At 59.8% G+C, this 24884-nt stretch carries 23 protein-coding genes and 1 other RNA gene; 12 read left to right on the forward strand and 12 right to left on the reverse strand.

The window, feature by feature from the left end:
- Positions 1-51: 51 nt before the first annotated feature.
- Complete coding sequence (locus O3S81_RS21885; RefSeq protein WP_269346639.1) at positions 52-1851, reverse strand: ABC transporter transmembrane domain-containing protein; 1800 nt, start codon at positions 1849-1851, stop codon at positions 52-54.
- A 260-nt stretch (positions 1852-2111) separates the two neighbouring features.
- Here O3S81_RS21885 and rpmE point away from each other — a divergent pair, with 260 nt between their 5' ends.
- Complete coding sequence (gene rpmE, locus O3S81_RS21890) at positions 2112-2333, forward strand: 50S ribosomal protein L31 (protein WP_003497640.1); 222 nt, start codon at positions 2112-2114, stop codon at positions 2331-2333.
- A 487-nt stretch (positions 2334-2820) separates the two neighbouring features.
- Here rpmE and rcdA read toward each other — a convergent pair whose 3' ends face one another.
- The 3 genes from rcdA to O3S81_RS21905 form a co-directional block, all read right to left on the reverse strand.
- Positions 2821-3336, reverse strand: a complete 516-nt coding sequence (rcdA, locus tag O3S81_RS21895) for a protease adaptor protein RcdA (protein WP_003506184.1) — start codon at positions 3334-3336, stop codon at positions 2821-2823.
- A 405-nt stretch (positions 3337-3741) separates the two neighbouring features.
- Complete coding sequence (locus tag O3S81_RS21900) at positions 3742-3933, reverse strand: DUF1192 domain-containing protein (protein WP_269346640.1); 192 nt, start codon at positions 3931-3933, stop codon at positions 3742-3744.
- The gene (locus O3S81_RS21905) at positions 3930-5219 is read right to left on the reverse strand and encodes an MFS transporter (RefSeq protein ID WP_269346641.1); all 1290 of its coding nucleotides are present in this window, start codon (positions 5217-5219) and stop codon (positions 3930-3932) included. Before O3S81_RS21905 ends, O3S81_RS21900 begins: the two co-directional genes overlap by 4 nt.
- Before the next feature lie 135 nt (positions 5220-5354).
- On the opposite strand from O3S81_RS21905, the gene O3S81_RS21910 reads away from it, so the two are divergent.
- Positions 5355-5510 carry a hypothetical protein gene (locus tag O3S81_RS21910; protein WP_162854470.1) on the forward strand — a complete coding sequence of 52 codons (156 nt, stop codon included), beginning with the start codon at positions 5355-5357 and terminating at the stop codon, positions 5508-5510.
- A gap of 110 nt (positions 5511-5620) precedes the next feature.
- Here O3S81_RS21910 and O3S81_RS21915 read toward each other — a convergent pair whose 3' ends face one another.
- The 3 genes from O3S81_RS21915 to O3S81_RS21925 form a co-directional block, all read right to left on the reverse strand.
- Positions 5621-6646, reverse strand: coding sequence for a class I fructose-bisphosphate aldolase (locus O3S81_RS21915; RefSeq protein WP_269346642.1), 1026 nt, complete (start codon positions 6644-6646; stop codon positions 5621-5623).
- 191 nt (positions 6647-6837) lie between these two features.
- Entirely contained in the window at positions 6838-8040 is a 1203-nt protein-coding gene (locus O3S81_RS21920) for a phosphoglycerate kinase (RefSeq protein WP_269346644.1), read from the reverse strand.
- A gap of 68 nt (positions 8041-8108) precedes the next feature.
- A complete protein-coding gene (locus O3S81_RS21925) occupies positions 8109-9974 on the reverse strand; it encodes a potassium/proton antiporter (RefSeq protein ID WP_269346646.1) in 1866 nt (621 codons plus the stop codon).
- Between the two features lie 387 nt (positions 9975-10361).
- On the opposite strand from O3S81_RS21925, the gene O3S81_RS21930 reads away from it, so the two are divergent.
- Positions 10362-10625: a hypothetical protein gene (locus O3S81_RS21930; protein ID WP_269346648.1), complete on the forward strand. Its 264-nt coding sequence runs from the start codon at positions 10362-10364 to the stop codon at positions 10623-10625.
- A gap of 198 nt (positions 10626-10823) precedes the next feature.
- On the opposite strand, the gene gap is transcribed toward O3S81_RS21930, so the two are convergent.
- Positions 10824-11834: a type I glyceraldehyde-3-phosphate dehydrogenase gene (gap, locus tag O3S81_RS21935; protein ID WP_269346651.1), complete on the reverse strand. Its 1011-nt coding sequence runs from the start codon at positions 11832-11834 to the stop codon at positions 10824-10826.
- A gap of 62 nt (positions 11835-11896) precedes the next feature.
- Positions 11897-13879: a transketolase gene (tkt, locus tag O3S81_RS21940; RefSeq protein ID WP_269346652.1), complete on the reverse strand. Its 1983-nt coding sequence runs from the start codon at positions 13877-13879 to the stop codon at positions 11897-11899.
- A 322-nt stretch (positions 13880-14201) separates the two neighbouring features.
- Here tkt and O3S81_RS21945 point away from each other — a divergent pair, with 322 nt between their 5' ends.
- From O3S81_RS21945 to O3S81_RS21975, 7 genes are all read left to right on the forward strand, one after another.
- The gene (locus tag O3S81_RS21945) at positions 14202-14474 is read left to right on the forward strand and encodes a DUF4164 domain-containing protein (RefSeq protein WP_003506205.1); all 273 of its coding nucleotides are present in this window, start codon (positions 14202-14204) and stop codon (positions 14472-14474) included.
- Between the two features lie 10 nt (positions 14475-14484).
- Entirely contained in the window at positions 14485-14862 is a 378-nt protein-coding gene (locus O3S81_RS21950; protein WP_269346656.1) for a cell division protein ZapA, read from the forward strand.
- A 79-nt stretch (positions 14863-14941) separates the two neighbouring features.
- A non-coding RNA gene (ssrS, locus tag O3S81_RS21955) (6S RNA) lies at positions 14942-15100 on the forward strand.
- A 229-nt stretch (positions 15101-15329) separates the two neighbouring features.
- A complete protein-coding gene (locus O3S81_RS21960; RefSeq protein WP_331284203.1) occupies positions 15330-16592 on the forward strand; it encodes a hemolysin family protein in 1263 nt (420 codons plus the stop codon).
- Positions 16592-17209: a 5-formyltetrahydrofolate cyclo-ligase gene (locus O3S81_RS21965; RefSeq protein WP_269346781.1), complete on the forward strand. Its 618-nt coding sequence runs from the start codon at positions 16592-16594 to the stop codon at positions 17207-17209. Before O3S81_RS21960 ends, O3S81_RS21965 begins: the two co-directional genes overlap by 1 nt.
- Before the next feature lie 73 nt (positions 17210-17282).
- Entirely contained in the window at positions 17283-18107 is an 825-nt protein-coding gene (locus tag O3S81_RS21970; RefSeq protein ID WP_020012218.1) for a TIGR00282 family metallophosphoesterase, read from the forward strand.
- Positions 18108-18223: 116 nt separating this feature from the next.
- Entirely contained in the window at positions 18224-19066 is an 843-nt protein-coding gene (locus tag O3S81_RS21975; protein WP_269346658.1) for an MBL fold metallo-hydrolase, read from the forward strand.
- A gap of 48 nt (positions 19067-19114) precedes the next feature.
- Here O3S81_RS21975 and O3S81_RS21980 read toward each other — a convergent pair whose 3' ends face one another.
- On the reverse strand, positions 19115-19618 hold the full coding sequence (locus O3S81_RS21980) for a pyridoxamine 5'-phosphate oxidase family protein (RefSeq protein WP_269346660.1): 504 nt from the start codon (positions 19616-19618) through the stop codon (positions 19115-19117).
- Positions 19619-19816: 198 nt separating this feature from the next.
- Here O3S81_RS21980 and O3S81_RS21985 point away from each other — a divergent pair, with 198 nt between their 5' ends.
- Positions 19817-20563: a YebC/PmpR family DNA-binding transcriptional regulator gene (locus O3S81_RS21985; protein ID WP_269346662.1), complete on the forward strand. Its 747-nt coding sequence runs from the start codon at positions 19817-19819 to the stop codon at positions 20561-20563.
- An 84-nt stretch (positions 20564-20647) separates the two neighbouring features.
- Here the strand turns inward: O3S81_RS21985 and O3S81_RS21990 are convergent, their stop codons facing one another.
- Positions 20648-21649, reverse strand: a complete 1002-nt coding sequence (locus O3S81_RS21990) for an LLM class flavin-dependent oxidoreductase (RefSeq protein WP_269346664.1) — start codon at positions 21647-21649, stop codon at positions 20648-20650.
- Between the two features lie 143 nt (positions 21650-21792).
- Entirely contained in the window at positions 21793-24102 is a 2310-nt protein-coding gene (locus O3S81_RS21995) for a methyl-accepting chemotaxis protein (protein ID WP_269346665.1), read from the reverse strand.
- Positions 24103-24349: 247 nt separating this feature from the next.
- Here O3S81_RS21995 and ruvC point away from each other — a divergent pair, with 247 nt between their 5' ends.
- Positions 24350-24862, forward strand: coding sequence for a crossover junction endodeoxyribonuclease RuvC (ruvC, locus tag O3S81_RS22000; RefSeq protein ID WP_003523217.1), 513 nt, complete (start codon positions 24350-24352; stop codon positions 24860-24862).
- The last annotated feature ends 22 nt before the right edge of the window (positions 24863-24884 follow it).

The raw sequence follows: 24884 nt of genomic DNA on the forward strand, positions 1-24884 counted from the left end.
GCGCATTTCCGGACGCAAAACCGAGTACACTTCTGCTGGAAATGCTCCAAATCAGGCCTGGGCGCGCAATTCGTCCGGTCCGGTCTGGAATTGCAGCCGGGCGAGGCGGGCATAAAGGCCGTTCTGGCGAATGAGGCTCTGATGCGTGCCTTCCTCGATGATACGGCCTTCATCCATCACCAGAATGCGATCGGCCTTGAGCACGGTGGCGAGGCGGTGGGCAATGACGATGGTGGTGCGGGTTTTCATCAGCTCGTCGAGGGCCTTCTGCACCAGCGTTTCGCTTTCTGCATCCAGCGCCGAGGTCGCTTCGTCTAGCAGCAGGATTGGCGCATTGCGCAGGATGGCGCGGGCGATGGCGATGCGCTGGCGCTGGCCGCCGGAAAGCGTCACACCGCGCTCGCCCACCTGCGTATCGTAACCATCGCCGAGACGCTCGACGAAGCTGTCGGCCTGCGCGGCGATGGCGGCGGCGCGCACCTCCTCGCGTGTCGCTTCGGGCCGGCCAAAGGCGATATTGTCGTGGATGGAGGAGGCGAAGATCGCGACATCCTGCGGCACGATGGAAAGCCGCGCGCGCAGATCGGCTAGGCTGACGTTGCGAATATCCATGCCGTCGATGGTGATGCGGCCCTGCTGCGGATCGTAAAACCGCATCAGCAGGGAAAAGACCGTGCTTTTGCCGGCACCGGAAGGGCCGACGATGGCAACGGTTTCGCCGGCAGCGATCTTGAAGGAGAGGCCGGAGACAATCGGCCGCCCTGTTGCGAGCGGATAGACGAAATCGACATTGTCGAATTCCGTTTCGCCCCGCGGTGGTTGCGGCATGGCATCGGGGGCTGCCGGCTCTGCAACGGGTGAGCGTTCATTCAGCAGCTCGGAAAGCCTTTCGGCCGCGCCGCCCGCCTGGGCGAGTTCGCCCCAGACTTCCGAAAGCTGGCCGAGGCCGCTGGCTGCGATGACGGAATAAAGCACGAACTGGCCAAGCGTACCCGCCGTCATGCTGCCCGACAGAACGTTCTGCGCGCCATACCAGAGAATGCCGACAACGCTGCCGAAGACGAGAGCGATGGCGACAGCGGTAAGAATGGAACGGGCACCGATCGCCGCCCGCGCGCCCTGATAGGCGGCTTCTACGGAGGCGCCGTAACGGGCATTCGCCAGTGCCTCGGCATTGAAGGATTGCACGGTGCGGCTTGCTGCGATCGTTTCGGAAGCATAGGCGGCGGAATTGGCCAATGTATCCTGCGTGATGCGGGAGCGGGCGCGAACGGATCGTCCAAAGGCGATCAATGGAAAAACGATGAAGGGAATGGCAAGCAGTGCGAGGCCGGAAAGGCCGGGACTGGTATAGATCATCATCGCCACGGCACCACAGCACATGATGATGTTGCGCAGCGCCACCGAGGCGGAAGAGCCGAAGGCGGAGCGGATCTGCACCGTGTCAGCGGTCAGCCGCGAAGTGAGTTCGCCGGAACGGTTGGTATCGAAAAACTGCTGGGACAGGGTGGTGAGGTGGGCAAAGACATCGCGGCGGAGATCGGCAACGACCCTTTCGCCGATAGTCATCACGTAATAATAACGCATGGCGCTGGCGAGCGCGAGGACAACGGCAATCGCCAGAAGCATGGCGAAATAGCTGTTGATCATGCCGCCATCCGGCGTCTGAAAGCCGTGATCGATGATGCGGCGGACGGCAAGCGGCAGGGCCAGTGTTGTGGCGGAGGAAAGCACAAGCGCAAAAAGGGCTGCCGCCATCAGGCCGCGATAGCGCCTGAGATAGGGAAACAGGCTAAGAAGCGGTTTCAGGCTTCTCTGTTTTGCCACTTTCTGCGCTTCTATATCTGCCACGTCCCGTATGCTCCTCGTTCCACGCCGTTTTCGGCCTTTTGTGGGCGAATTTCCGATGTTCGGTAAAATTCCCGCCCCTTTGGCCATCTCCTTTCACAAGGGGATAGCAGGCTCTTGTTATCTGGGCGACCTTCATGTATAGGCTCCGCATCGAATTGGGAAGCCATAGCCCATCTGGTCTATGGCTTCATTTATTGAAATGGCTCAGTTGACGCAATTGCGGCAAATGGACCGCACGTCACTTAACCAGGAAGATTGTCATGAAGGCTGATATCCATCCCGATTATCACACGATCAAGGTGGTCATGACCGATGGCACCGAATACGAAACCCGCTCTACCTGGGGTTCGGAAGGCGCCGTCATGAACCTTGAAATCGACCCCAAGTCCCATCCGGCATGGACGGGCGGCAACCAGCAGCTTATGGACCGCGGTGGTCGCGTTTCCAAGTTCAACAAGCGTTTCGGCGGCCTCGGCCTCTGATCCCCTTGTGGACGGATCATTTAAAAAAGCCCGGCTTTGCCGGGCTTTTTTGTTGCCTCGTCCCGCCTGGCTTGTTGCCATTACAATATCTTTCTGTATGGCGACCCTCGTTCTCATGTTCCGCTTCGGCCTGGCACTAATCGGCGCAGGCAGCGGCTCTGGCGGCGTCATCGTGGATATATGCCGGAGAGTAGTCATCGAAACATCGGTCGATTCTCTCGTTGGCGTCCCAAAGTGGTTTTCCATAAATATAGACAGAAACGAGCAGCGCCGATAAAGACGCGATTGAGATATACTTTAGGGTCCTCATCCTTTCCCTCTTTAGGTGTGCCGGTAAGCTGAAATACACATAAAAAATTGAATACCAATCTCACGTATTTATTTGAATCTGGGCAATACTTGGGTGGCAGCGACTGCTTTGCCATCGCAAACAAAAAAGCAGGCCCGTGAGCCTGCTTTCAAGTTGTCCGGATAATGTCGTCTTTTCTCAGTTGATCGAGAAAGCCGTGCGCAGCAGGTTGAGCTGCGCCTGCACGCTGTTTTCGTTGTCCGGCACCTTGGCGGCTTCGGACGGGCGATAGATTTCGCGGTCGAGCAGGGCGATGCGGTTCTGAAGACGCAGCGAGCGCTCGATGAGGTCGCGGAAGGATTCAGGCAGGTCGTTCCAGCCGGGCGCGTTGCGGTCGACATTAAAGCTGTCGAGACGTACCTTGTTCTTTTCGCTCAGAACCTGATCGCGCGTCATCTCGCCATTGTTGACGGCGCGCTGCAGAAGCAGCCAGGAGGCCATCTGCATCAGGCGGGTGGTGAGGCGCATCGATTCTGCCGCATAGAGGACCGATGCCATGCGCGGCAGAACCTTGGAGGCTGCGCGGCCGGCGCCGTCGAGATAACTTGCCGTCTCCTCAACCAAGGTCATGCCTTCGGTATAGAGGGTCTTGAACTGGTTGGAAGCAGCCGCGCGACCCGCAAAGCTTATGGTATTTAAAACCTGTTCCGACATTTTCTTTAAATCCCTGCTCACGCACCACACTGTCAGGCAACGACGACCCGGATATTTTGTTCCGGTCTTTAGTGTTTTCAGGATGGTATCTTTACCCGAAATGCGCAAGGCAATTATTAAAGAAGGGTTAATACCCACAGTTTTACAGAATCCGCAGGGCGGCAAAAAAAGAGCCGCGAAAGCGGCTCTCAAGGTAAAACAGGGAGAAAAATCAGACCAATTCGCCGTATGGAGAAGATGCCTGAGGTCCAGAAGAACTGGACATGTATAGTAATCTCTCAGAAAGCTTAATTTTTGGTTAATGGTAAACGAAAGACTGCGCCAGGATCTTTATTTTAAGACGCTGTCGGGGCGCCTTAACCAGCATTGGAAGACGTGCAGCCCGTATCTATTCTGAGGCGCGCATCAGGATCGGAAGAGATTCTCCGCCGCCAGCCGGCCGGCGGATTTGCGTTTCCTCTCCTCCTCAAGTCGGGCGATTTCGGCTTGCAGGAGGTCAATGCGGCTGCTCAGCTCGTCCACCGAAAGAAGGCTGAGATCGCCGCCGATCTCGTGTGCCACGGGTTTTTGCGGGCGGTCGTCGTCAAAGAGGCTCATATGCCTGCTCCTTTTTCCACATAGTCGCCATCCTCCTCGGAATATTGCGGCGCGCGCGGGTCAAGTGCAATACTTTCCGGCGTGACGAGTGGCGAGGGCGTCGTCGGCATCATGGTCGAGAAATTGTCCTTTTCCTCGGTGGAAAGGGCGGCGCGCTGGCGACTTCTGATGATGGCATAAGCGGTGATCAGCAGATGCGCCACCGCCGTCACCAGAAACAGCGCATAGGGGCCGGAGTAGGTCATGATCGTGCCGCCGAGCGTCGGGCCGATAATGGTGCCGATGCCATAAAGCAGCAGCAGGCCGCCGGAGACCTTGACGAAATCTTCCGATGCGGCGAAGTCATTGGCATGCGCCACGGCGATGGGATAAAGCGCGTTGGCGGCGGCGCCATAAATGGCGATCATGGAAATCAGCACATAGACGTCATGTGGCTGCACCAAGGCGACGGCAAGGCCAGCGACGGCGCCAAGCCCGGCGAGGCCAGCCAGCACGTAACGGCGGTCTATCCGGTCCGAAAGCCTGCCCGCCGGAAATTGCGCCAGCGCACCGACGAAAATCGTGACGGAGACCATGATGGCGATCATGGTCGGGTCGAGACCTGCCCTTGCGCCGAAGACGGCGCCGAGCGTGCCGTAAGCACCATTGGCGATGCCGATCATCAGGATACCGACGAAGGAGACCGGCGAGTTGCGGTAAAGGGCGGGCAGATCCAGCTTGACCTTTTGTAACGGCTGGGGACTGGCGGCCTTGGAAAGCGTGGCCGGCAGAATGGCGATGCAATAGATGATGCCGCAAATCATGAACAGCGATGTATTGCTGATATCGCCCATCGGCACGATCATCTGTCCCGCGACGACGCCGAGCAGCGTGATGGCGATATAGAGCGAAAAGATCATGCCACGGCTCTCATTGGTGGCGCGCTCGTTCAGCCAGCTTTCAATGATCATCGAGGTGCCGGCCGTGCAGAAACCGGTGAGCGCACGCAGCGCGATCCACGAGGCATCGTCGATGATCAGGCCGGTCATCAGCACCGTCAGGCACACCAGCGCCACGAAGGATCCGAATGCCCGCACATGCCCCGCGCGGCGGACGATGGCGGGCGCCACAAAGCAGCCGATGACGAAACCCGCCGCCCAGGAGGTGCCGAGAAAGCCCAGAGTTTCGTTGGAATAACCTTCCGCCGAACCGCGCACCGGCAGGATGAGGCCCTGCAGGCCGTTGCCGAGAAAAAGAAACAGAGTGCTGGATAAAAGAGCGAATACGGGTAGAAGATTTCTGCTCATGAAGACACTCTCATGCGTTCGGCGGACGGTCGGACAGGCCATTGAACGGGGTTACCCGAATGAGTTGCACTCTTCTGGTGAACGGTAAAAATGTCCAGCCTGTGACGATGCAGAAATAAAGAAAAGGCTCAATAAATGACGAAGGCAATCGGCCTTTTTTTACTGCTGGCCATGATGGTCCAGATCATCCGGCCTTTGGGCCTGCCGGGCCTGAAAAAAAGAGGCGATTGCTGGAAGATTGCGGTTGCCGCCTTTGTCATCTGGTCGGCGACGCTGCTCTTGCGGCCATAGGCCGGAACAAAAGCGGGTGGCGAAACCGCGCATGGCCTTTGCCATTGGTTCCAAAGAAAAAGCCGCCCGGAAGGGCGGCTTCATTTTAGCGCATGTCTGCGGCGAAAGCCTCAGGCTGCCTTTTCGAGTTCCTGTTTCCAGTTGCCCTTGGCGGCAAGGCTGTTCATGGCGGCGCGGTGCGTGAAGGCGCGCTGGCCGGCGGCGACATTTTCCTGCTTGCCGCCCCAGGTCTTGAGAGCGGTATCCTGAAGGGCGCGGCCGTAGGAATAGGTCAGCGACCAGGGCAGGTTGTAACCGGCATTCATGGCGGAGAGATGAGCCGTCGCCTCTTCGGAGGACTGGCCGCCGGAAAGGAAGGCAATGCCAGGAACGGCGGAAGGAACGGTGGCCTTCAGAACCTTCACGGTCTTTTCCGCCACTTCCTCGACGGACGCCTTGCGGGCGTTCTTGCCGTCGATGATCATGTTCGGCTTGAGGATCATGCCTTCAAGGTTGACGCGGGCGTCGAACAGATCGGCGAACACGGTCTGGAGAACCCATTGCGTGACTTCCGCACAACGATCGATGTCATGCGTGCCGGGCTCGCCGTCCATCAGCACTTCAGGCTCGACGATCGGCACGATATCGGCCTGCTGGCAGAGAGCTGCGTAACGGGCGAGCGACTGGGAGTTTGCCTTGATCGAACCCCAGCTCGGGCGCTGTTCACCAATGGTGATGACGCCGCGCCATTTGGCGAAACGGGCGCCCGCCTCGTGATATTTGCGCAGGCGCTCGTAAAGACCGTCAAGGCCTTCGGTGATGAATTCATGCGGGTGGAAGGCCATCGGCTTGGCGCCGATATCCACCTTGATACCCGGCAGGCTGCCGGCTGCCTTGATGATGTCCACGAAAGGCGTGCCATCGGCGGCCTTCTGGAACAGGGTCTCTTCGTAAAGGATGACGCCGGAAATGTATTTCTTCATGGCGTCGTCGGCGCGGAACAGCATCTCGCGATAGTCGCGACGGGCGGTCTCGGTGGACTCCAGATTGATACTGTCGAAACGCTTCTTGATCGTTCCTGTGGATTCGTCGGCGGCAAGAAGGCCCTTGCCGTCGGCGACCATCTTGATTGCAATGTCTTCGAGACGTTCGGTCATTTGCTATTCTCCCAAGGCACAATAAATTCCCGATAACAGAAGTTCCAGGGCAGGGAAATGGCACGCTAACTCATTGAAACGATTGAAATGATTTCAATCGTTTGAAACTTTTTATCAAGGTGCCGCTTACCAAAAAGCAAGGCCGGACAAGCATGGCTTGTCCGGCCTCGTGTCAGGCAAGTGGAAGAAGTTTACTTGGCGGCGGCAAGGATGGCAACGCCCGGCAATTCCTTGCCTTCCATCCATTCGAGGAAGGCGCCGCCAGCCGTCGAAACGTAGGAGAAATCCTCGGAAACCCCGGCATGGTTGAGTGCTGCAACGGTGTCACCGCCGCCGGCGACGGAGACGAGCTTGCCGGCCTTGGTGCATTCTGCCGCATGTTTTGCGGCAGCCACGGTCGCCGCGTCGAAGGGCTCGATTTCGAAGGCGCCGAGCGGGCCGTTCCAGACCAGCGTTTCCGCGCGGGAAATCCAGGCCTTGATGCTTTCAACCGATTTCGGGCCGACATCGAGAACCATGGCGTCGGCGGGAATGGCGTTGATGTCGACGACTTCATTGGCGGCACCCGCCTTGAATTCGCGGGCGACCACGCCGTCTTCCGGCAGGACGATCGCGCAGCCGGATGTCGCGGCCTCGATCATGATCTGCTTTGCGGTTTCTGCCAGATCATGCTCGCAGAGCGACTTGCCGACCTGCGCGCCGCGGGCGGCGAGGAATGTATTGGCCATGCCGCCGCCGATGACGAGGGCATCGACCTTCTTGACGAGGTTCATCAGGAGGTCGATCTTGCTCGAAACCTTGGCGCCGCCGACGATGGCGACGACCGGGCGCACCGGCTGGCCGAGGCCCTTTTCCAGCGCCTCAAGCTCGGCCTGCATGGTGCGGCCGGCATAGGCGGGCAGGTGGCGGGCGAGACCCTCGGTGGAAGCATGGGCGCGGTGCGCGGCGGAGAAGGCGTCGTTCACATAGATATCGCCGTTGGCGGCGAGGGCCTCGACGAAAGCGGGATCGTTCTTTTCCTCACCCTTGTGGAAACGGGTGTTTTCCAGCAGCAGGATATCGCCATCATTCAGTTTTGCGACCGCATCCGCCGCCGCCGCGCCGATGCAATCGGCTGCGAAGGAAACGGCGTGATCCAGCACCTCTTCGACGGCGGGTACGATCTGGGAAAGCGACATGTCCGCCACCGGCTCGCCCTTGGGGCGACCGAAATGGGCGAGCAGAATGACTTTCGCACCCTTTCCGGACAGTTCCAGAATGGTCGGCGCAACACGTTCGATACGGGTCTTGTCCGTCACTTTCCCATCCGCGACCGGCACGTTGAGATCAACGCGGAGGAGGACGCGTTTTCCGGCAATGTCGTTAAGGTCGTCGAGGGTCTTGAAAGCGGGCATAGGTCGATCCTGATGTTGTTGCGAGTTCGGCACGGACCATACTATGCCTGAATGCCGACGCAAGCCGGTCAGGCGTCATTTTCTCGCACTGTATTGGCAGGGGCGGGGATGCCTTCTTCGGTGTCGGCGGGCTGCTGTTGGCGCCTCTGCGCCAGATAGTTGCGCACGCGGCCGAGAATTTCCGAAAAGCTGATGAAGATCGGCAGGCTGGTTGCCGGCTCCACCGGCTCGAGGGAAATGCCGACGCCGGTAATTGCCTCATGCTCGTCGAGTGTGCGGACAATCAGGACGATGGAGCCAAGGCGCACGCGGTCGGCATAATCGGCCTTTCCGGCAAGGCGTGCCTCGATAAGTTCGGCGACGCTCATCGCCAGTTCGGCGGGAGAAAGCAGGCCGGGACCATAGGCCGCGTCCAGCTCCTTTGCCGGACGGGCGGGCGAGATCGCGAAGGTGCCGAAGAAATCGGCGTCGTCATCGGCAACCGGCAGTGCGCTTGCGAACAACCGATCGATCAGGCGGGTATAGCCGGGCGCGATGAAAAGGTAGACGAGATCGTTTTCCCGCAGCCGCCCGGCATATTGGTAGCGGATCGACTTGCCGTCGCGCACAACCAGTGACGGCATGGCCCAGCGCGGAATCCGTTCGCCCTGCATGATGGCGCTGCCCTTGGCGACGCGGTAGGAAATCAGCTCGTGATTGGCGGTGCCCGGAAGATCGACCTCCAGCTTGTCCACCTCGCCCATGCGCGGCGGCACGATCAGCCCGAGCCTTGTGGCCACCGGCTTGATGGTCCAGCCCTGCACCAGAAGCGACACCAGCACGATGATGAAGGCGGCATTGAAATAGATCTGCGCATCGTCGAGCCCACCGAGAATCGGCATGATGGCGAGCAGGATCGAGACGGCGCCGCGCAAGCCCACCCAGGCCACGAAGGATGTTTCCTGCTGGGTATAGTTGAAGGGCATGAGACTAAGCCAAACCGCGAGCGGGCGGGCGACGAAGATCAGGAAAAGTGCCAGCAGCACGGCGGGAATGGCGATCGCCGGAAATTGCGACGGGGTGGCGAGGAGACCGAGCATCAGGAACATGATGATCTGGGCAAGCCATGTCAGCCCCTCGTGGAAACGGCGGATGGTCTCCTTGGCGAAGATCCTGCGGTTGCCCGCAACGATGCCCGCCACATAGACCGCCAGAAAGCCGCTGCCGCCGATTGCCCCGGTAGAGGAAAAGACGAGCAGCGCCAGCGCCAGCACGAAGATCGGCGCCAGTCCACGGTCGGCGGCGAAACGGTTGACGACGGTGGCGATCATGACGCCACCGAGCAGGCCGAGCACCAGGCCAAGGCCCATTTCCTCGATGAAAAGCAGCAGGAAACCGCCGTCGATGCCCGCCAGCCCCTGACCCTTGGCGATGATTTCGACGAGCGCGACGGTGAGGAAGATGGCCATCGGATCGTTGGTGCCGGATTCCACTTCCAGCGTCGAGCGGACCTGATCGCGGATGTGAATGCCGCCGATGCGCAGCAGGAAGAAGACGGCCGCCGCATCGGTGGAGGCGACGATGGCGCCGAGCAGCAGGCCCTCCAGCCAGGAGAGCCCGAGCAGCAGGGCAGCCGCACCCGCGAAGAACACGGATGTGAGGATGACGCCGACGGTGGCGAGCGCGACGGCGGGTGCTGCGGAAAGCCGGAAGGATTGTATCGACGTGCCAAAACCGGAATCGAAAAGAATGACGGCAAGCACAAGCGAGCCGAGCATATAGGCGAGTGGATTGTTGGTGAATTCGATGCCGAGGCCATCCACGCCCGCGGCAAGGCCGATCATCAGGAACAGCAGCAGCAGCGGCGCGCCGAAGCGGAAGGCGATGAGGCTGGAAAAGGCTGCGACGAGAACCAGAACGGTTGCCACCAGCAACAGAAGATAAAATGATTCCACGTCCACCGCCTCATTCGAACCGCTTTGATCGCCGCAATCGCCGCTCTGCGCGTCTGCAGTCAATGCGCCACGGGTTGCGGTCTGTCAGCGCTGTCTGGGTGGCGTTGAAAGGCGACGCAAGGCGGGGTGTATCGAATGATACGGCAGGGCCGAAGTGCATTGCGCACGACCGTTATCCCTATGTTTCTTGTCCGTCTCAAAATGGACCAGACAAAGGCAGGAAATGGGAATTTTTTCGGCGTGCGAGTGAAAACGGAGACAGCGCGCAGCGTGGCGGATGTGGCTCTGAAACAATCCGCCTGCCGGTGCTTCAACGTAACATAGAGACAATGCAGCTGCGTTAGTTCTCGCGTCCGAATTGCTTTTCACCATGACCGGAGCGATCGGATGAAACGGATATCTACATTGATTATATTGCTGGCGGCGGGCTCGATTGTTTCGGGCTGCTCGAGCACCGAACAGACGGCTGAAAACATGGCCGCGCAACGCGAACGTTGCCGGGTGTTTGGCTATTACGAAGGCTCGCGGGACTTCGCCGACTGCATGATGAAATTGTCCATGCAGCAAAGCGAACTGAGGCAACAGACTTTCGATACGATCTGGAGCAGCGCCCGCAATTCGGGTCCGGTCATCATTAACAATAGAAAGTAGCGGAGGCGGTTGCCGCATCCGGCCGGCTGGGGGACGGTTTGGTCCGTCTCGCGGCTGCAATGGTTTTCGATCCGAAGCGCCCGTCGCCCTGCTTCTGGATCGGTGCCGGCGGGTTTCCTCGTTTCCGTCGGCATTTTTTACAAATAAAAAGCCGGCAGGATTGCTCCTGCCGGCTTTTTGACGGGACTATGTCCCGCTTTAAATGGTCTTCGCGAAAGCGACGGCCGTGTCCGACATGCGGTTGGAGAAACCCCACTCGTTGTCGTACCAGGACAGAACGCGCACGAACTTGCCTTCCATGACCTTGGTCTGGTCGTTCGCGAAGATCGACGAATGGCTGTCATGGTTGAAGTCGCGGGAAACCAGCGGCTCGTCGGTGTAACCGAGAATGCCCTTCAGCTTGCCATCGGCGGCGGCCTTGATCGCTTCGTTGATTTCCGCAACCGTCGTGTCGCGCTTGGCGATGAACTTGAAGTCGACGACCGAAACGTTCGGGGTCGGAACGCGGATCGACGTGCCGTCCAGCTTGCCCTTGAGGTGCGGCAGAACGAGGCCAACGGCCTTGGCGGCGCCCGTCGAGGTCGGGATCATGGACAGGGCTGCGGCGCGGGCGCGGTACAGATCCTTGTGCATGGTGTCCAGCGTCGGCTGGTCGCCCGTGTAGGAGTGGATCGTGGTCATGAAACCATGATCGATGCCGACAACGTCATCGAGAACCTTCACGACCGGCACGAGGCAGTTGGTGGTGCAGGACGCGTTGGAAATGACCAGATGGTCCTTCGTCAGCTGGTCGTGGTTCACGCCGAAAACGACGGTCAGGTCAGCGCCGTCAGCCGGAGCGGACACGATGACGCGCTTTGCGCCGGCCGTCAGGTGGGCAGCGGCCTTGTCACGGGCGGTGAAGATGCCGGTGCACTCGAGCGCGATGTCGACGCCCAGTTCCTTGTGCGGCAGCGTTGCCGGATCGCGAACGGCCGTTACCTTGATCGGCTTGCCGCCGCCAACGATGATCGTGTCGCCTTCGACCTTCACCTCGGCCGGGAACTTGCCGTGGATCGAATCGTAACGCAGCAGGTGGGCATTGGTTTCAACCGGGCCGAGGTCGTTGATGGCAACGACTTCGATATCGGTGCGGCCGGATTCGACGATGGCGCGCAGAACATTGCGGCCGATGCGGCCGAAGCCGTTAATGGCAACTTTTACAGTCATTTACAGTCTCCCGAACAAGAATGGGCGTGGTCTTTGCTGAATGGTGAGGGCCTGGGAAGCCCTCACGCAAGTTTTGCCTCGACTGCGGCGACGACGGCTTCCGCCGTGATGCCGAAGTGCTTGAAGAGATCCTTCGCCGGCGCAGAGGCTCCAAAGGAGTGCATGCCGACGAAAGCGCCGTCATTGCCGATGAAGTAATCCCAGCCCTGGCGGATGGCGGCTTCCACCGCGATCTTGACCGGAGCCTTGCCGATGATGGCGTTGCGATAGGTTTCCGGCTGCTCCTTGAAGAGTTCGAAGCAGGGAACGGAGACGACGCGGGTGGAAACACCCTGGTCCTTCAGCGTTGCGGCAGCCTTCAGCGCCACTTCGACTTCCGAACCGGAAGCGAAGATCGAAACCTTGGCGTCGCTTGCGGATACGAGTTCGTAAGCACCGTAAGCGGAGAGGTTCTTTTCTTCATATTCCTTGCGCGAAGGCGCGAGGTTCTGGCGGGTAAGCGCCAGCGCGGACGGACGATGCTTCTGCTCAAGGGCGAGCTGCCAGCATTCCGCCGTTTCGGTCTCATCCGCCGGGCGGAAGACGAGCAGGTTCGGAATGGCGCGCAGTGCTGCGATCTGTTCGACCGGCTGATGGGTCGGGCCGTCTTCGCCGACACCGATGGAATCATGGGTCAGAACGTGGACGACGCGGATACCCATAAGCGCGGCAAGGCGGATCGACGGACGGCAATAGTCCGAGAAGATCAGGAAGCCGCCGGCATAGGGGATAAGACCGCCATGCAGTGCGATGCCGTTCATCGCCGCAGCCATGCCGTGCTCGCGGATGCCGTAATGCAGGTAGCGGCCTGAGAAATCCGTCGGGGTGATGGACTTCATCTGGCTGGTCTTGGTGTTGTTGGACGGCGTCAAGTCGGCCGAACCACCAACGGTTTCCGGCAGGATGCCGTTGATGACTTCGAGCGCATCCTCGGAAGCCTTGCGGGTGGCAACCGTCGGGTTGTTCTCGATGATCTTCTTCTTGAAGGCATCGATGGCGCTGTCGAAGTTGCCGGGCAGGTCGCCGGCGAAACGGCGCTTGAACTCTGCCTTCTTGCCGGCTTCAGCGGCTTCGAGGCGGGCTTCCCAGTCCTGGCGGGTCTTGGTGGAGCGCAGGCCGGCAAGGCGCCATGCATCGAGGACATCTTCCGGAATGACGAAGGCTTCGGCTTCCCAGTTCAGGCTCTTGCGGGCAGCGGCGATTTCTTCGGCGCCGAGCGGGTTGCCGTGAACCTTGTGGGTGCCGGCCTTGTTGGGCGCGCCGAAGCCGATCACGGTCTTGCAGGCGATGAAGGTCGGGCGGTCGGATTTCTGCGCGGCTTCGATGGCGGCGGCAATCGCATCCGGATCATGGCCGTCGACGCGGATCGTGTTCCAGTGAACGGCCTGGAAGCGGGCGATCTGGTCGGTGCTGTCGGAAAGACCGACTTCGCCGTCGATGGTGATGTTGTTGTCATCCCAGAACAGAACGAGCTTGTTGAGCTTCAGGTGGCCGGCAAGCGCGATGGCTTCGTGGCTGATGCCTTCCATGAGGCAGCCGTCGCCGCACAGAACATAGGTGAAGTGGCTCTGCAGGTCGGAGCCGAATTCCTCTTCCAGCTTGCGTTCGGCAATCGCCATGCCGACGGCATTCGCGATGCCCTGGCCGAGCGGGCCGGTGGTCGTCTCAATGCCGGTCGCATGGCCATATTCGGGATGGCCGGCGGTCTTGGAACCGAACTGACGGAAACGCTTGATCTCGTCGATCGTCATGTCCTCGTAGCCCGTCAGATAGAGCAGCGAGTAAAGAAGCATCGAACCATGGCCCGCCGACAGCACGAAGCGGTCGCGATCCGCCCAGAGCGGTGCCTTGGGATCGAATTTCAGGTAACGGGTGAAGAGAACGGTGGCGACATCGGCGGCGCCCATCGGCAGACCGGGATGGCCTGAATTGGCCTTCTCCACTGCATCCATGGCAAGAAAGCGGATCGCATTTGCCATCCGGTTGTGTTTGTCGCGAGAAATCATGGCTTTTCCGTCTGTTCCGGGTGAAAGGAGATAGTTTTACGCAACTATCCAAAAAGCGGGTTGATCCATAGCAGGTGAGGCAGGCAAGTCAATAAATCCACGGGCAATTGCGGTTCGCCCAAGGATAAAAATCGTTTAGAAAATCGGCTGTCCCGACAAAAATCGTGCGATATGGGCCGCGCTGCTTCGTTCATCCACAGAGCAAAACGCTTCAATGCACTGGTTTGATTGACGGGATGGTAAATCGGGTAATAACCTCGTGAACGTGGAAAAGGCCTGAAACCGGACGATTCGGCCGGTTGCTTGCGAGTTGGAAAAAACGATGTCGGCTGAGAAGACCGTACAATCTGCGCTGACGGAGCTGAATGCTGCCATCACGAATCTCGAAAATGCCATCGATATGCGTATCGAGCGGCAAAGGGAGACGGGCGAGATCGATAACGAGGTCAAGCGGGTCCATGTCGACCGCGCAAGGCTCGCGCACGAGCTGGATCAGGCCGAATTTCGCGCCAACCGTCTTGAGGAAGTCAATCGCGAGGTTTCCCGCCGGCTGGTGACGGCGATGGAGACGATCCGCGCGGTGCTGGATCGATAGGAGCGGTTTCATGGCGCAAGTCACTGTTATGATCGACGGCAAGGCCTATCGCATGGCGTGCGAGGCGGGGCAGGAAGACCACCTGACCGATCTTGCCACCCGTTTTGATCGTTATGTCGGGCATCTCAAGAGCCAGTTCGGCGAAATCGGCGATCTGAGGCTCACCGTCATGGCCGGCATCATGGTGATGGACGAGCTTTCCGAACTCAATCGCAAGATCGAGAAACTGGAAGGCGAGGTTGCTGCCCTTTCCCACAACCGCGACGGCATGGCCGAGCACAAGGCGAAATCGGACGAGATGGTGGCGCTCGCCATCGGCGATCTGGCCGACCGGCTGAACGGCATTACCGAAAAACTGCTGGCGCGGCCGAAGCCCGCGGCGCATTGATTGCCTGAAGGGTTCTGCGGCGGCAAAATTTCGCGCCGCGCCCTCTGGCGGTTTTCTCCGATCCGTCCTATATCTTGCTAGCGTTCTGCGCTTCCCGACAGGAACCACAATCCCTGGGGCCATACTCGATCCAAAGGGAGCTGTCCCTGGCCAGTCCCGTGGGGCTGGACACACGGTGCCCACCTACTTTTGTAGGCACCCAGGATCGTAAATCTCCATCGGTCGCCGTGGATCGCGCTTGAAGTTTCGGATCACCCGCCGATGCTTCTCCTGACCTTTAATATTGTCGACAGTCATTTTCATCGCTGCCGGAGGCGGCTTTTTTATACCGTCGTCATTGCAATGGCGGAACAATTGCCTATTATTCGAATTGGTATGTCTGTCATGCCCTTTAAAAAAGGGCGCTGCGGCCAAAACCGCGACGTGCCGTTCAACAGCCCAAAGAGCTAAACTTGTTTACTGAAATTATGATCGTGGTCCTGCTCACCGTATTGAACGGTGTGCTTGCCATGTCCGAGCTTGCCGTTGTCTCCTCCAGACCGGCGAGGCTCAAGGTGCTTGCCGCGCAGGGCAGCAGGGGTGCAACGCTGGCGCTCAGCCTTTCCGAAAATCCCGGACGTTTTCTTTCCACGGTGCAGATCGGCATCACGCTGGTCGGCATCCTTTCGGGCGCCTTTTCGGGCGCCACGCTCGGCGCCCGCTTCACGACCTGGCTTGCCGAGCAGGGCGTGCCCGACCGTGCGGCCGATGCGCTCGGCGTCGGCTCGGTGGTCGTCGCCATCACCTATCTGTCGCTGATCGTCGGCGAACTGGTGCCCAAGCAGATCGCGCTGCGCGACCCGGAAAAGGTCGCGGCCCGCGTTGCGCCCACCATGACGCTGCTGTCCAAAATCGGTGCGCCGCTCGTCTGGCTGCTCGACAGGTCCGGCAAGGCCGTCCTGGCGCTTCTTGGCCATAGCGGCGAGTCCAACGCGTCGGTCACCGACGATGAAATCCGCACGGTTCTGGCCGAAGCCCATAGCGCCGGCGTGATCGAGACCGAGGAATCGGCGATGATCACCAGCGTCATGCGCCTTGCCGACCGCAATGCCCGCGGCCTGATGACGCCGCGCCGTGACGTGGAAGTGGTCGATATCGAAGACAGCGCCGAGGAGATCCGCGAGCAGCTTCGCCAGACGCAGCGTTCGCGCCTGCCGGTGCGCAACGGCGCCTCCGACGAAATTTTGGGCGTGCTTTTCGCCAAGGATGCCTTCGATGCGCTGGCGTCCGGCAAGGAACTCAATATTCGCGAGCTTCTGCGCGAGGTTCCGGTGGTTTCCGACCTGACGAGCGCGGTGGATGTCATCCAGTCGCTGCGCCGTTCCACCGTGCATATGGTGCTGGTCTATGACGAATATGGCCATTTCGAAGGTATCGTCAGCTCGGGCGACGTGCTGGAGGCCATTACCGGCGCTTTCCAGGAAGAAGATGACGAGGAGCCGGCCATGGTCGAGCGTGAGGACGGTTCGTTCCTCGTCGCCGGCTGGATGCCCGCCGACGAATTCGCTTATCGCATGGGTTTCCAGATCGACGAGGATGCCGAATTCGAAACCGTCGCCGGTCTGGTGCTGGACGAGTTCCGCCGCCTGCCGGAACTGGGCGAACATGTGACCCGCAACGGCTGGCGTTTCGAGGTCATTGATCTGGATGGCCACCGCATCGACAAGGTTCTTGTGAGCCGGGCTGCATGATGTCGGGCGATGTTGCGGAAAAGGCCAGACTGCGCGGTGAGCGGCTTGCCGCGCGCGACGCCTTGAGCGAGGCGGATCGCCGGCAAAGAAGTCTGGCCGTCGCGGCCTATGCGGTTTCCGGCATAAATTTCGAGCCGGGAACCATTGTTTCCGGTTTCATGCCCATCCGCACCGAGGTTGATACGCGTCCGTTGATGGATGTCCTGCGCCACAAGGACGGGCGCCTTGTCCTGCCGGTGGTGCTGACACGCGAAACCATCGTGTTCCGGGCGTTTGCCGCGGATGCGCCCCTCGTCAAGACCGGTTTCGGAACGATGGGGCCGGGAGAAGAGGCTGAGGTTCTCGACCCGGATATACTGCTTGTGCCGCTTGCCGCATTCGATGCGGAGGGCCGCCGTATCGGTTATGGTGCGGGGCACTATGACCGCGCCATCGCGCGATTGCATGACAAAGGTCGAAAGCCCGTTCTCATCGGCATCGCCTTCGATTGTCAGGAAGTGCCCTCGGTGCCGGCCGAGCCGCATGACGTGCCGCTGCACGCCGTCCTGACGGAGAGCGGTCTGCGCTGGTTTTCTGAGCCGCCATCGATGCCGGACAATGGGCAAAAGGCGCTTTAGCACTTTTTAAATGACCGCTTACCCGTTAGAGGGAGCGGAATTCAAACAACATGCGCAAGATCGGGGCGGGTGAATGAGGCTTCTTTTTCTCGGAGATATGGTTGGCAAGACCGGACGCACGGCGGTCTGGGAGCGATTGCCGGGGCTTATTTCCGATCTGAAGCTCGATTTTGTCATCGTCAACGGTGAAAACGCCGCCGGCGGTTTCGGCATCACCGAGGATATCTATCTCGAGACCATCAATGCCGGCGCCGATGTGGTGACGACCGGAAACCATGTCTGGGATCAGAAGGAGGCCGTTTCCTTCTGCGAGCGGCACGACCAGTTCCTGCGGCCCGCCAATTATCCGGACGGCACGCCGGGCAAGGGCTCGGGCATTTTTTATGCCCGCAACGGCGCGCGTATCCTCGTCGCCAACATCATGGGCCGGGTGTTCATGCACCCGGAACTGGACGATCCTTTCAAGTCGGCGGAAAACATTCTTGCGGCCTGTCCGCTGAAGGAACAGGCCGACGCCATCATCTTCGACTTCCACGCCGAGGCGACCAGCGAGAAACAGTGTTTCGGCCATTTCGTCGACGGCCGCGCGAGCTTCGTCGTTGGCACCCACACCCATGTTCCGACGGCGGATGCGCAAATCCTCAACGGCGGCACGGCATATATGTCTGATGCCGGTATGTGCGGTGACTATGACAGCTCGCTTGGCATGGAGAAGGAAGAGCCGATCAACCGCTTCATTTCCAAAATGCCGAAGGGCCGTTTCGAGGCCGCAAGCGGGCCGGCGACGATCTGCGGCGTCGGTGTCGAAATTTCCGATCGCACCGGGCTTGCGGAAAAGATCGCGCCGCTTCGCATCGGCCCGCGTCTTTCGGAAACATTGCCCTCCTTCTGGGCCTGAACGTCTGCCGGAAGCGTTCACAATGACGAGAGTGTGAGCATTCCGCCGTTCTTGTAACTGGACGCCCCGCAAAACCTGCCTCATCCTCTCAACCTTCGCAAGTTCAGGGGAGTGGCATGATGCTGCGCGTGCTAATGCTTGCAATGACCGGGCTGATCGCCTGTGCGGGAGCCGCCTTTTCCCAGACGGAAAGCCGGCCTCCCGTCAGCCAGTGCCAGGCGATTGCCCGCAATATTCCCGGTGTCACGTTCGCGAGCTTCAATCAGCCCGGTGTCCAGCTTGCCCAGGCGGCGGCGAAGGAAGAGGTGAAGATCAGCTTCATCGGCCATTCCACCTATCTGATCGAAAGCCCCGGTGGCGTGACGATCGCCACCGACTATAATGGCGTCTACCGTCCGCCCGTCACGCCGACGGTGGTGACGATGAACCGGGCCCACTCCACCCATTTCACCCTCAATCCGGATTCGGCCATTCAATATGTCCTGCATGGCTGGAGCGATACGCCGGGAGAAAAGGCCGAGCACAAGGTGCTGGTGGGCGACGTCTATATCCGCAACGTCGCGACCGACATTCGCAACCGCTGGGGCGACTACGAATCCTTTCAGGAAAACGGCAATTCCATCTTCATCTTCGAGGTTGCGGGCCTCTGCATCGGTCACCTCGGCCATCTGCATCACGAGCTGACGGATACACATTATGCCGAGATCGGGCGTCTGGATGTGCTGATGGTGCCGGTGGATGGCGGCCTGACCATGGGGGCTGACAGCATGAGCCGGGTGGTCAAGCGCCTGCGCTCGGCGCTGATCCTGCCGATGCATCGCACCGGGCCGCCGCTCGAACAGTTTCTGACGATGTTCGGTGAGAATTTCCGGATTGCCTATGCCGGCGATCCGGTGATCCGGGTTTCGATGAGAAACCTTCCCCGCCAACCGCAGATACTGGTGCCGAAAGGCATGTAGCTGGCAACCGGCGACGAGGCCGGGAGAGATGCTGGTCGGGCATCACGATCAGGCAAAGGTGAGGTGCTGGCGCACGCCGACATCAGGCGTCTTGTCGTCCGACATGTTGGCCTTGGCGATTTCCCAGCCGAATTTGAGCGTGCTGTCGGTCGAGGCCCAGATTTCGGCGTCATCGACATGAAGCGCGAGCATGGCGAGTTGCGGATCGACTTTGCCGTGCTCGTACCAGGCAGCGGTGACGGAATTCCAGTATTCGTCGATCTTTGCCCTGTCGTCACGGGCTTCCAGAATGCCGAAGAGGCAGGCGTGGTAATCATGATCCTTGCCGACGAGGCAGAAATGCGCGCGGGAACCGGACTTCAGTGATTTTACGAGATGGGCGTCTTTTTTCGAGAAAAACCAGATGGTGTTGGTCCTGGGGTCGGCATGCGGCGCCATTGGTTGCATATGGTTGTGCAGGCCCTCGAGGCCGAGCATCCCGGCATGGACAGAGTTCACCTCGTCCCAGAGCTGGCGGGCCGGGGTTTCTCTTGCTTCAGTCAGGCTGACCATGTGTTTTCTCCTTCCGGTTTGATACGGCGGCGGAGCGGGTGAACAGGGCCGGCTCCTTCGCGTTCATGACCAGAACGAGAAGCGGATAAATCAGTTCCTTCCATCGTTGCGGCAAGAGAAAGCGCCTGCGGGCTTGAACGATGCGCTTATCGCACTTATAAGGCCCGCAATCTCCAAATTAAGACAATCGGGTTTTCCATGGCTGGTCATTCACAGTTCAAGAACATCATGCACCGCAAGGGCAAGCAGGACTCCGTACGGTCCAAAATGTTTTCCAAGCTTGCGCGTGAAATCACCGTTGCGGCAAAGTCGGGCATGCCCGACCCGAACATGAACGCGCGCCTGCGTCTGGCAATCCAGAACGCCAAGGCCCAGTCCATGCCGAAGGACAATATCGAGCGCGCGATCAAGAAAGCTTCCGGTGCAGACAGCGAAAACTACGATGAAGTCCGTTACGAGGGTTACGGCCCGGGTGGCGTGGCTGTCGTCGTCGAGGCCCTGACCGACAACCGCAACCGCACCGCCTCCAACGTACGCTCCATCTTCACCAAGGCAGGCGGCGCGCTCGGCGAAACCGGCTCGGTATCCTTCTCCTTCGACCGCGTTGGCGAGATCGCCTACAAGGCCGAAGTCGGCGATGCCGACAAGGTCATGGAAGCGGCTATTGAAGCCGGTGCCGATGATGTCGAATCGTCTGAAGACGGCCACACCATCATCTGCGGTTTCGAAGCGATGAATGAGGTTTCCAAGGCGCTGGAAGGCGTGCTGGGCGAAGCCGAAAGCGTGAAGGCCATCTGGAAGCCGCAGAACACGGTGCCTGTGGATGAAGAAAAGGCGCAGTCGCTGATGAAGCTCATCGACAACCTCGAAGATGATGACGACGTACAGAACGTCTATTCCAACTTCGAAGTTTCCGAAGAAATTCTCGCCAAGCTTTCCGCCTGACGTTTGATATTCCAAGAAAAAGCCCCGGCAGCCACATGGCTCCGGGGCTTTTTGTTTAAAGCGCTTCCAGGAAATGCGAAAAGTCTAGGCGGCCTTCCTGATGGAGGTTCGCACGTCGGCGAAAATCTCCACGGAACGCAGCCGCTTTTCGATATCGTGGATCGGCATCGAGACGATCAGCTCATCCGCCTGCGTTTCGGCCAGAAAACCGTCGAGATGGCGCTCGATCGTCTGGGGTGAACCAACAGCGGCGAAACGCAGCGTGTGTTCGACGGAGAAACGTTCCATCTCGTTCCAGTAATCGTCCATGCTGTGCACCGGTTTCGGAAACTGGGTGCGCACATTGCGCCGCAGATTGACGAATTGCTGCTGGGACGAGGTGAAGAGATGCTGCGCCTCTTCGTCGGTCTCGGCGCCGACACCCATCACACCCACCATCACATAGGGCTTGTCCAGCACCTCGGAAGGCTGGAACCGCTCGCGATAGATGTGGATCGCCTCCATCAGCATATCAGGGGCAAAATGCGAGGCGAAGGAATAGGGCAGGCCGAGCGCTGCGGCCAGATGCGCGCTGTAGGTGCTGGAGCCGAGCAGCCAGAGCGGCACGTTGGAATTCATGCCGGGCACGGCCAGGATCGCCTGATCCGGCTGCGGTGGGCCGAGGTAACGCTGCAGTTCGATGATATCCTGCGGGAAATTTTCCGCGCCGGCATCGAGGTTGCGGCGCAGGGCTCGTGCCGTGCGCATATCGGTTCCCGGCGCGCGGCCGAGACCGAGATCGACGCGGCCCGGCAGAAGTGCTGCAAGTGTGCCGAACTGCTCGGCAATGACGAGCGGTGAGTGGTTGGGCAGCATGATGCCGCCGGAACCGACACGGATATGTTTCGTCGCAGCACCCACATGGGCGATGACGAGTGAGGTCGCGGCACTTGCAATGCCCGGCATGCCGTGATGTTCCGCCAGCCAGATGCGGTTATAACCGTGCTCTTCGGCCTTGATGGCCATGCGGCGGGAATTTTCGAGCGCCGCGCTGACGCTCTCGCCTTCGCCGATCGGCGAAAGGTCGAGAATGGAAAAGGGGATCATCGGACGCTCCTGCAGAAGTTTAAGTCTTTGCTGCGGATGTAGGGCGCGTGTCCTGATTTACCAGAGAAGTCGCGCAGAATTGAAGCATGGTTCAAAAAAATTGGGGCCTCCGGAGAGACCCCTGCTTTCGCCTGCCGGTCGCCTCAGCCCGCCCGCCGGAATTGCCTGTTCTCGTGATGCCGCGCCGTTTGTTGCTCCGAGGCCAGCACGAACTCTCCGAGCCTGCCATCCATTTCACCCGCTTCGGAGGCGAGATTGTGAATGGCCGCTGTCGTCTCTTCCACCATGGCGGCATTCTGCTGGGTCATGGTATCGAGGCTGGTGACGGTGCTGTTGATTTCCGAGAGCGTATGCGCTTCCTCGCGGGTGGATTCCATGATCTCCTCGATGCGCGCGCTGATGGTCTGCACATGTTTGCCGATGCCGGTCAGCGAAGCGCCGGCTTTTTCCACCAGCGCCACGCCGGCGGAAACCTCGTCGGTGGAGCGTTTCAAAAGGCTGGTGATTTCTTTCGCCGCGGCGGCCGAACGCTGCGCCAGTTCGCGCACCTCCTGCGCCACGACGGCAAAACCCTTGCCGGCATCACCGGCGCGTGCTGCTTCCACCCCGGCATTCAAGGCAAGGAGATTGGTCTGGAAGGCGATTTCATCGATGACGCCGATGATCTGGTTGATCTGGCGCGACGAGGTCTGGATCGCCTCCATGGCGGCGATGGTCTGTTCCATGACGCGGCTGGATGTGGTTGCCTCCGTGCTGGCGTCGCGCGCGATCCGGGTTGCCTGTTCGGCGCGTTCGATCTGGTCGCGGACGGCCTCGGCAATCGCCTTGATGGCGCTTGCCGTTTCGGTGATGGAAGCCGCCTGCCGCTCGGTGCGTTCCGCCAGCTGATCGGCCCCCACCCGCATTTCCTCGGAGCCGCCACGAACAGCGGCGGAGTTGCCGCCAATCGCCTCCATGGTCTCGCTGAGCCGGGCAAGCGCCGTATTGAAGTTGTGGCGCAGGCTTTCGAGATCATCTGGAAAAACGGTCTCTATGCGATGGGCGAGATTGCCGTTCGCCAGCCGGTCGAGCCCCTCATCCAAAGACTGCACGACCATCTGCAGGGTGCCGGCCTCGGCCTCGCGCTCAGCAAGATGCGCGCGCCGCGCCGTTTCGGCTTCCTCCCGCGTGCGCGATGCGGTCTCTTCCATTTCCCGCTGCAGGATGAGTTTTTCACGGAAACTGCCGAGCGCACGCGCCATCCGGCCGATCTCGTCCCCGCGATCCTGATTGCCGATTTCCATATCGAGACGGCCGGCGGCCACCTCACCGGTTAACCCTGCAAGTTTTTCCAGTGGTGCGAACAGGCGCCGCGCGAAAAAGGCTGTCGCCGCGCACATGGCGGCCAGAACGCAAAGGCCGATCACGGCAAGCGTACCGGCAATCGAGACGGAGCCGGCATTCAACTCGCTGCGCAGCATGCTTTCGACCGCGAGATATTTCTCGCCGGCAAAAGAGAAGGGGCGGGCATAGGCATTGGCCTCGCCATCCGCGCGATTGATCTTGGCAATGGTCATGCCGGTCGCGTTCAGCGCTTCGCCATGAAAACCGTAGACGACAGGGTCGAGGTTCACCAGCTTTTCGCCTTCCACGCCGAGAACCTTGCCATCGGCGGATATGATGGCGGATTGTTCGGAGCTGCCGACCGCGATGCCTTTGGTAAGTATCTGGCCGAAAACGCCCTCCTTGACGCGGAAAAGAACGATGCCCTTGAACGCGCCAAATTTGACGACCGGAACGCCGAAATAAATACCGGCCTCCTTTGTCGCAGCATCGATCCGCAACCCGGAGAAGCTGGTCTGCGCCACATCGTTGACCGCCTTTTCCGCATTCGTCGCGCCGCGCGCAAAGGCTGCGCCAAGGCCGCTTTCCGTCCAGACGCCGGACGTTACGGTTTCTCCGAAAGCCGGTCCTTTCAGATAGGAATAATAGACCGCCCCGGCGGGATCGATGAAGAGGACGTCGCTGAACGGCGTTCCCTTGAGATAACCGGCTATATCCGTCTGGGTCTTTTCATGGGTGGAATAATAAAAGCCGCTCGGGCTTTCCGGCTTGATCAGCTTTTCCCTGTCGCCAAAGGGGTTCTCCTTGACGAAGACGCGCTGCAACTCCGCCTTCGCGTCACCGGAATTTTTCTGCACGGTCGCCCAGCCGCTGCGCATGGAAACGACAGCCATCTGCAGGGCTTCGATCTTGGCAATGGAATCCGCCTGTGTCTTCAGCTGTTCAAGACGCTCCTGAAGCATGTCACCGCGGAAGACGAGAATGCTCTCCGTGGATTTCGACGCCTGTTCTTCCAGAACGCCGCTGCTGCTCTGATAACCGAGAAGCGTGAGAGCCCCGGTCGAGATCGCCATCAGCGCCAGGAAAATGACGAGCACCTTGGTGGATATGGAATGAAAACGGTTCAGCATGGCCGATACAGCCCCCAATGCCGGATCAGTTCCTACGCCATGCATGGATGGCGCCATCGGACGGCTGATATGGCGAAACTATTGTGCTGCGGATCATCATGTCCGCAGCTCCCCTTTTTTGATTTTGTGGAGAACAATGCGGTACGCGGTTTAAGCAGAGGTAAATGCTGCACTGCAAATTTGATGAATGTTGTCGTTTTGTTCACTTATCGCTGGCAGGGTCGCAACCGGAAAGATAAGGTAGCTCATGCAAAAGACGATTCGAATCATCGGCATCGACCCCGGGCTGCGGCGCACCGGCTGGGGTGTCATCGACACCCTCGGCAATAGCCTCAGGTTTGTCGCTTCCGGCACGGTGACGTCGGATGGCGATATGGACCTCGCCTCCCGGCTCTGCCAGCTGCATGACGGGCTGGCGGATATCGTGCATAGCCATCAGCCCGACGAAGCGGCCGTGGAGCAGACCTTCGTGAACAAGGATGCTGTCGCCACGCTGAAACTTGGCCAGGCGCGCGGCATTGCCATGCTGGTTCCGGCGCGCGCCGGATTGCCGGTCTTCGAATATGCACCGAATGCGGTCAAGAAGGCCGTCATCGGCGTCGGGCACGGCGAAAAGCAGCAGATTCACATGATGCTGAAAATCCTGATGCCGAAGGCCGAATTTAAGGGTAACGATGCGGCGGACGCGCTCGCCATCGCCATCTGCCACGCCCATAATCGCGGCGGTGACAGGATGCGGCGGCTCTTGGCGGCCGGTTGAATATAAGTCTCATTGAGCGGGC

It is taken from the genome of Agrobacterium sp. SOY23, assembly GCF_027212525.1.
GTDB classification, from domain to species: domain Bacteria; phylum Pseudomonadota; class Alphaproteobacteria; order Rhizobiales; family Rhizobiaceae; genus Agrobacterium; species Agrobacterium tumefaciens_I.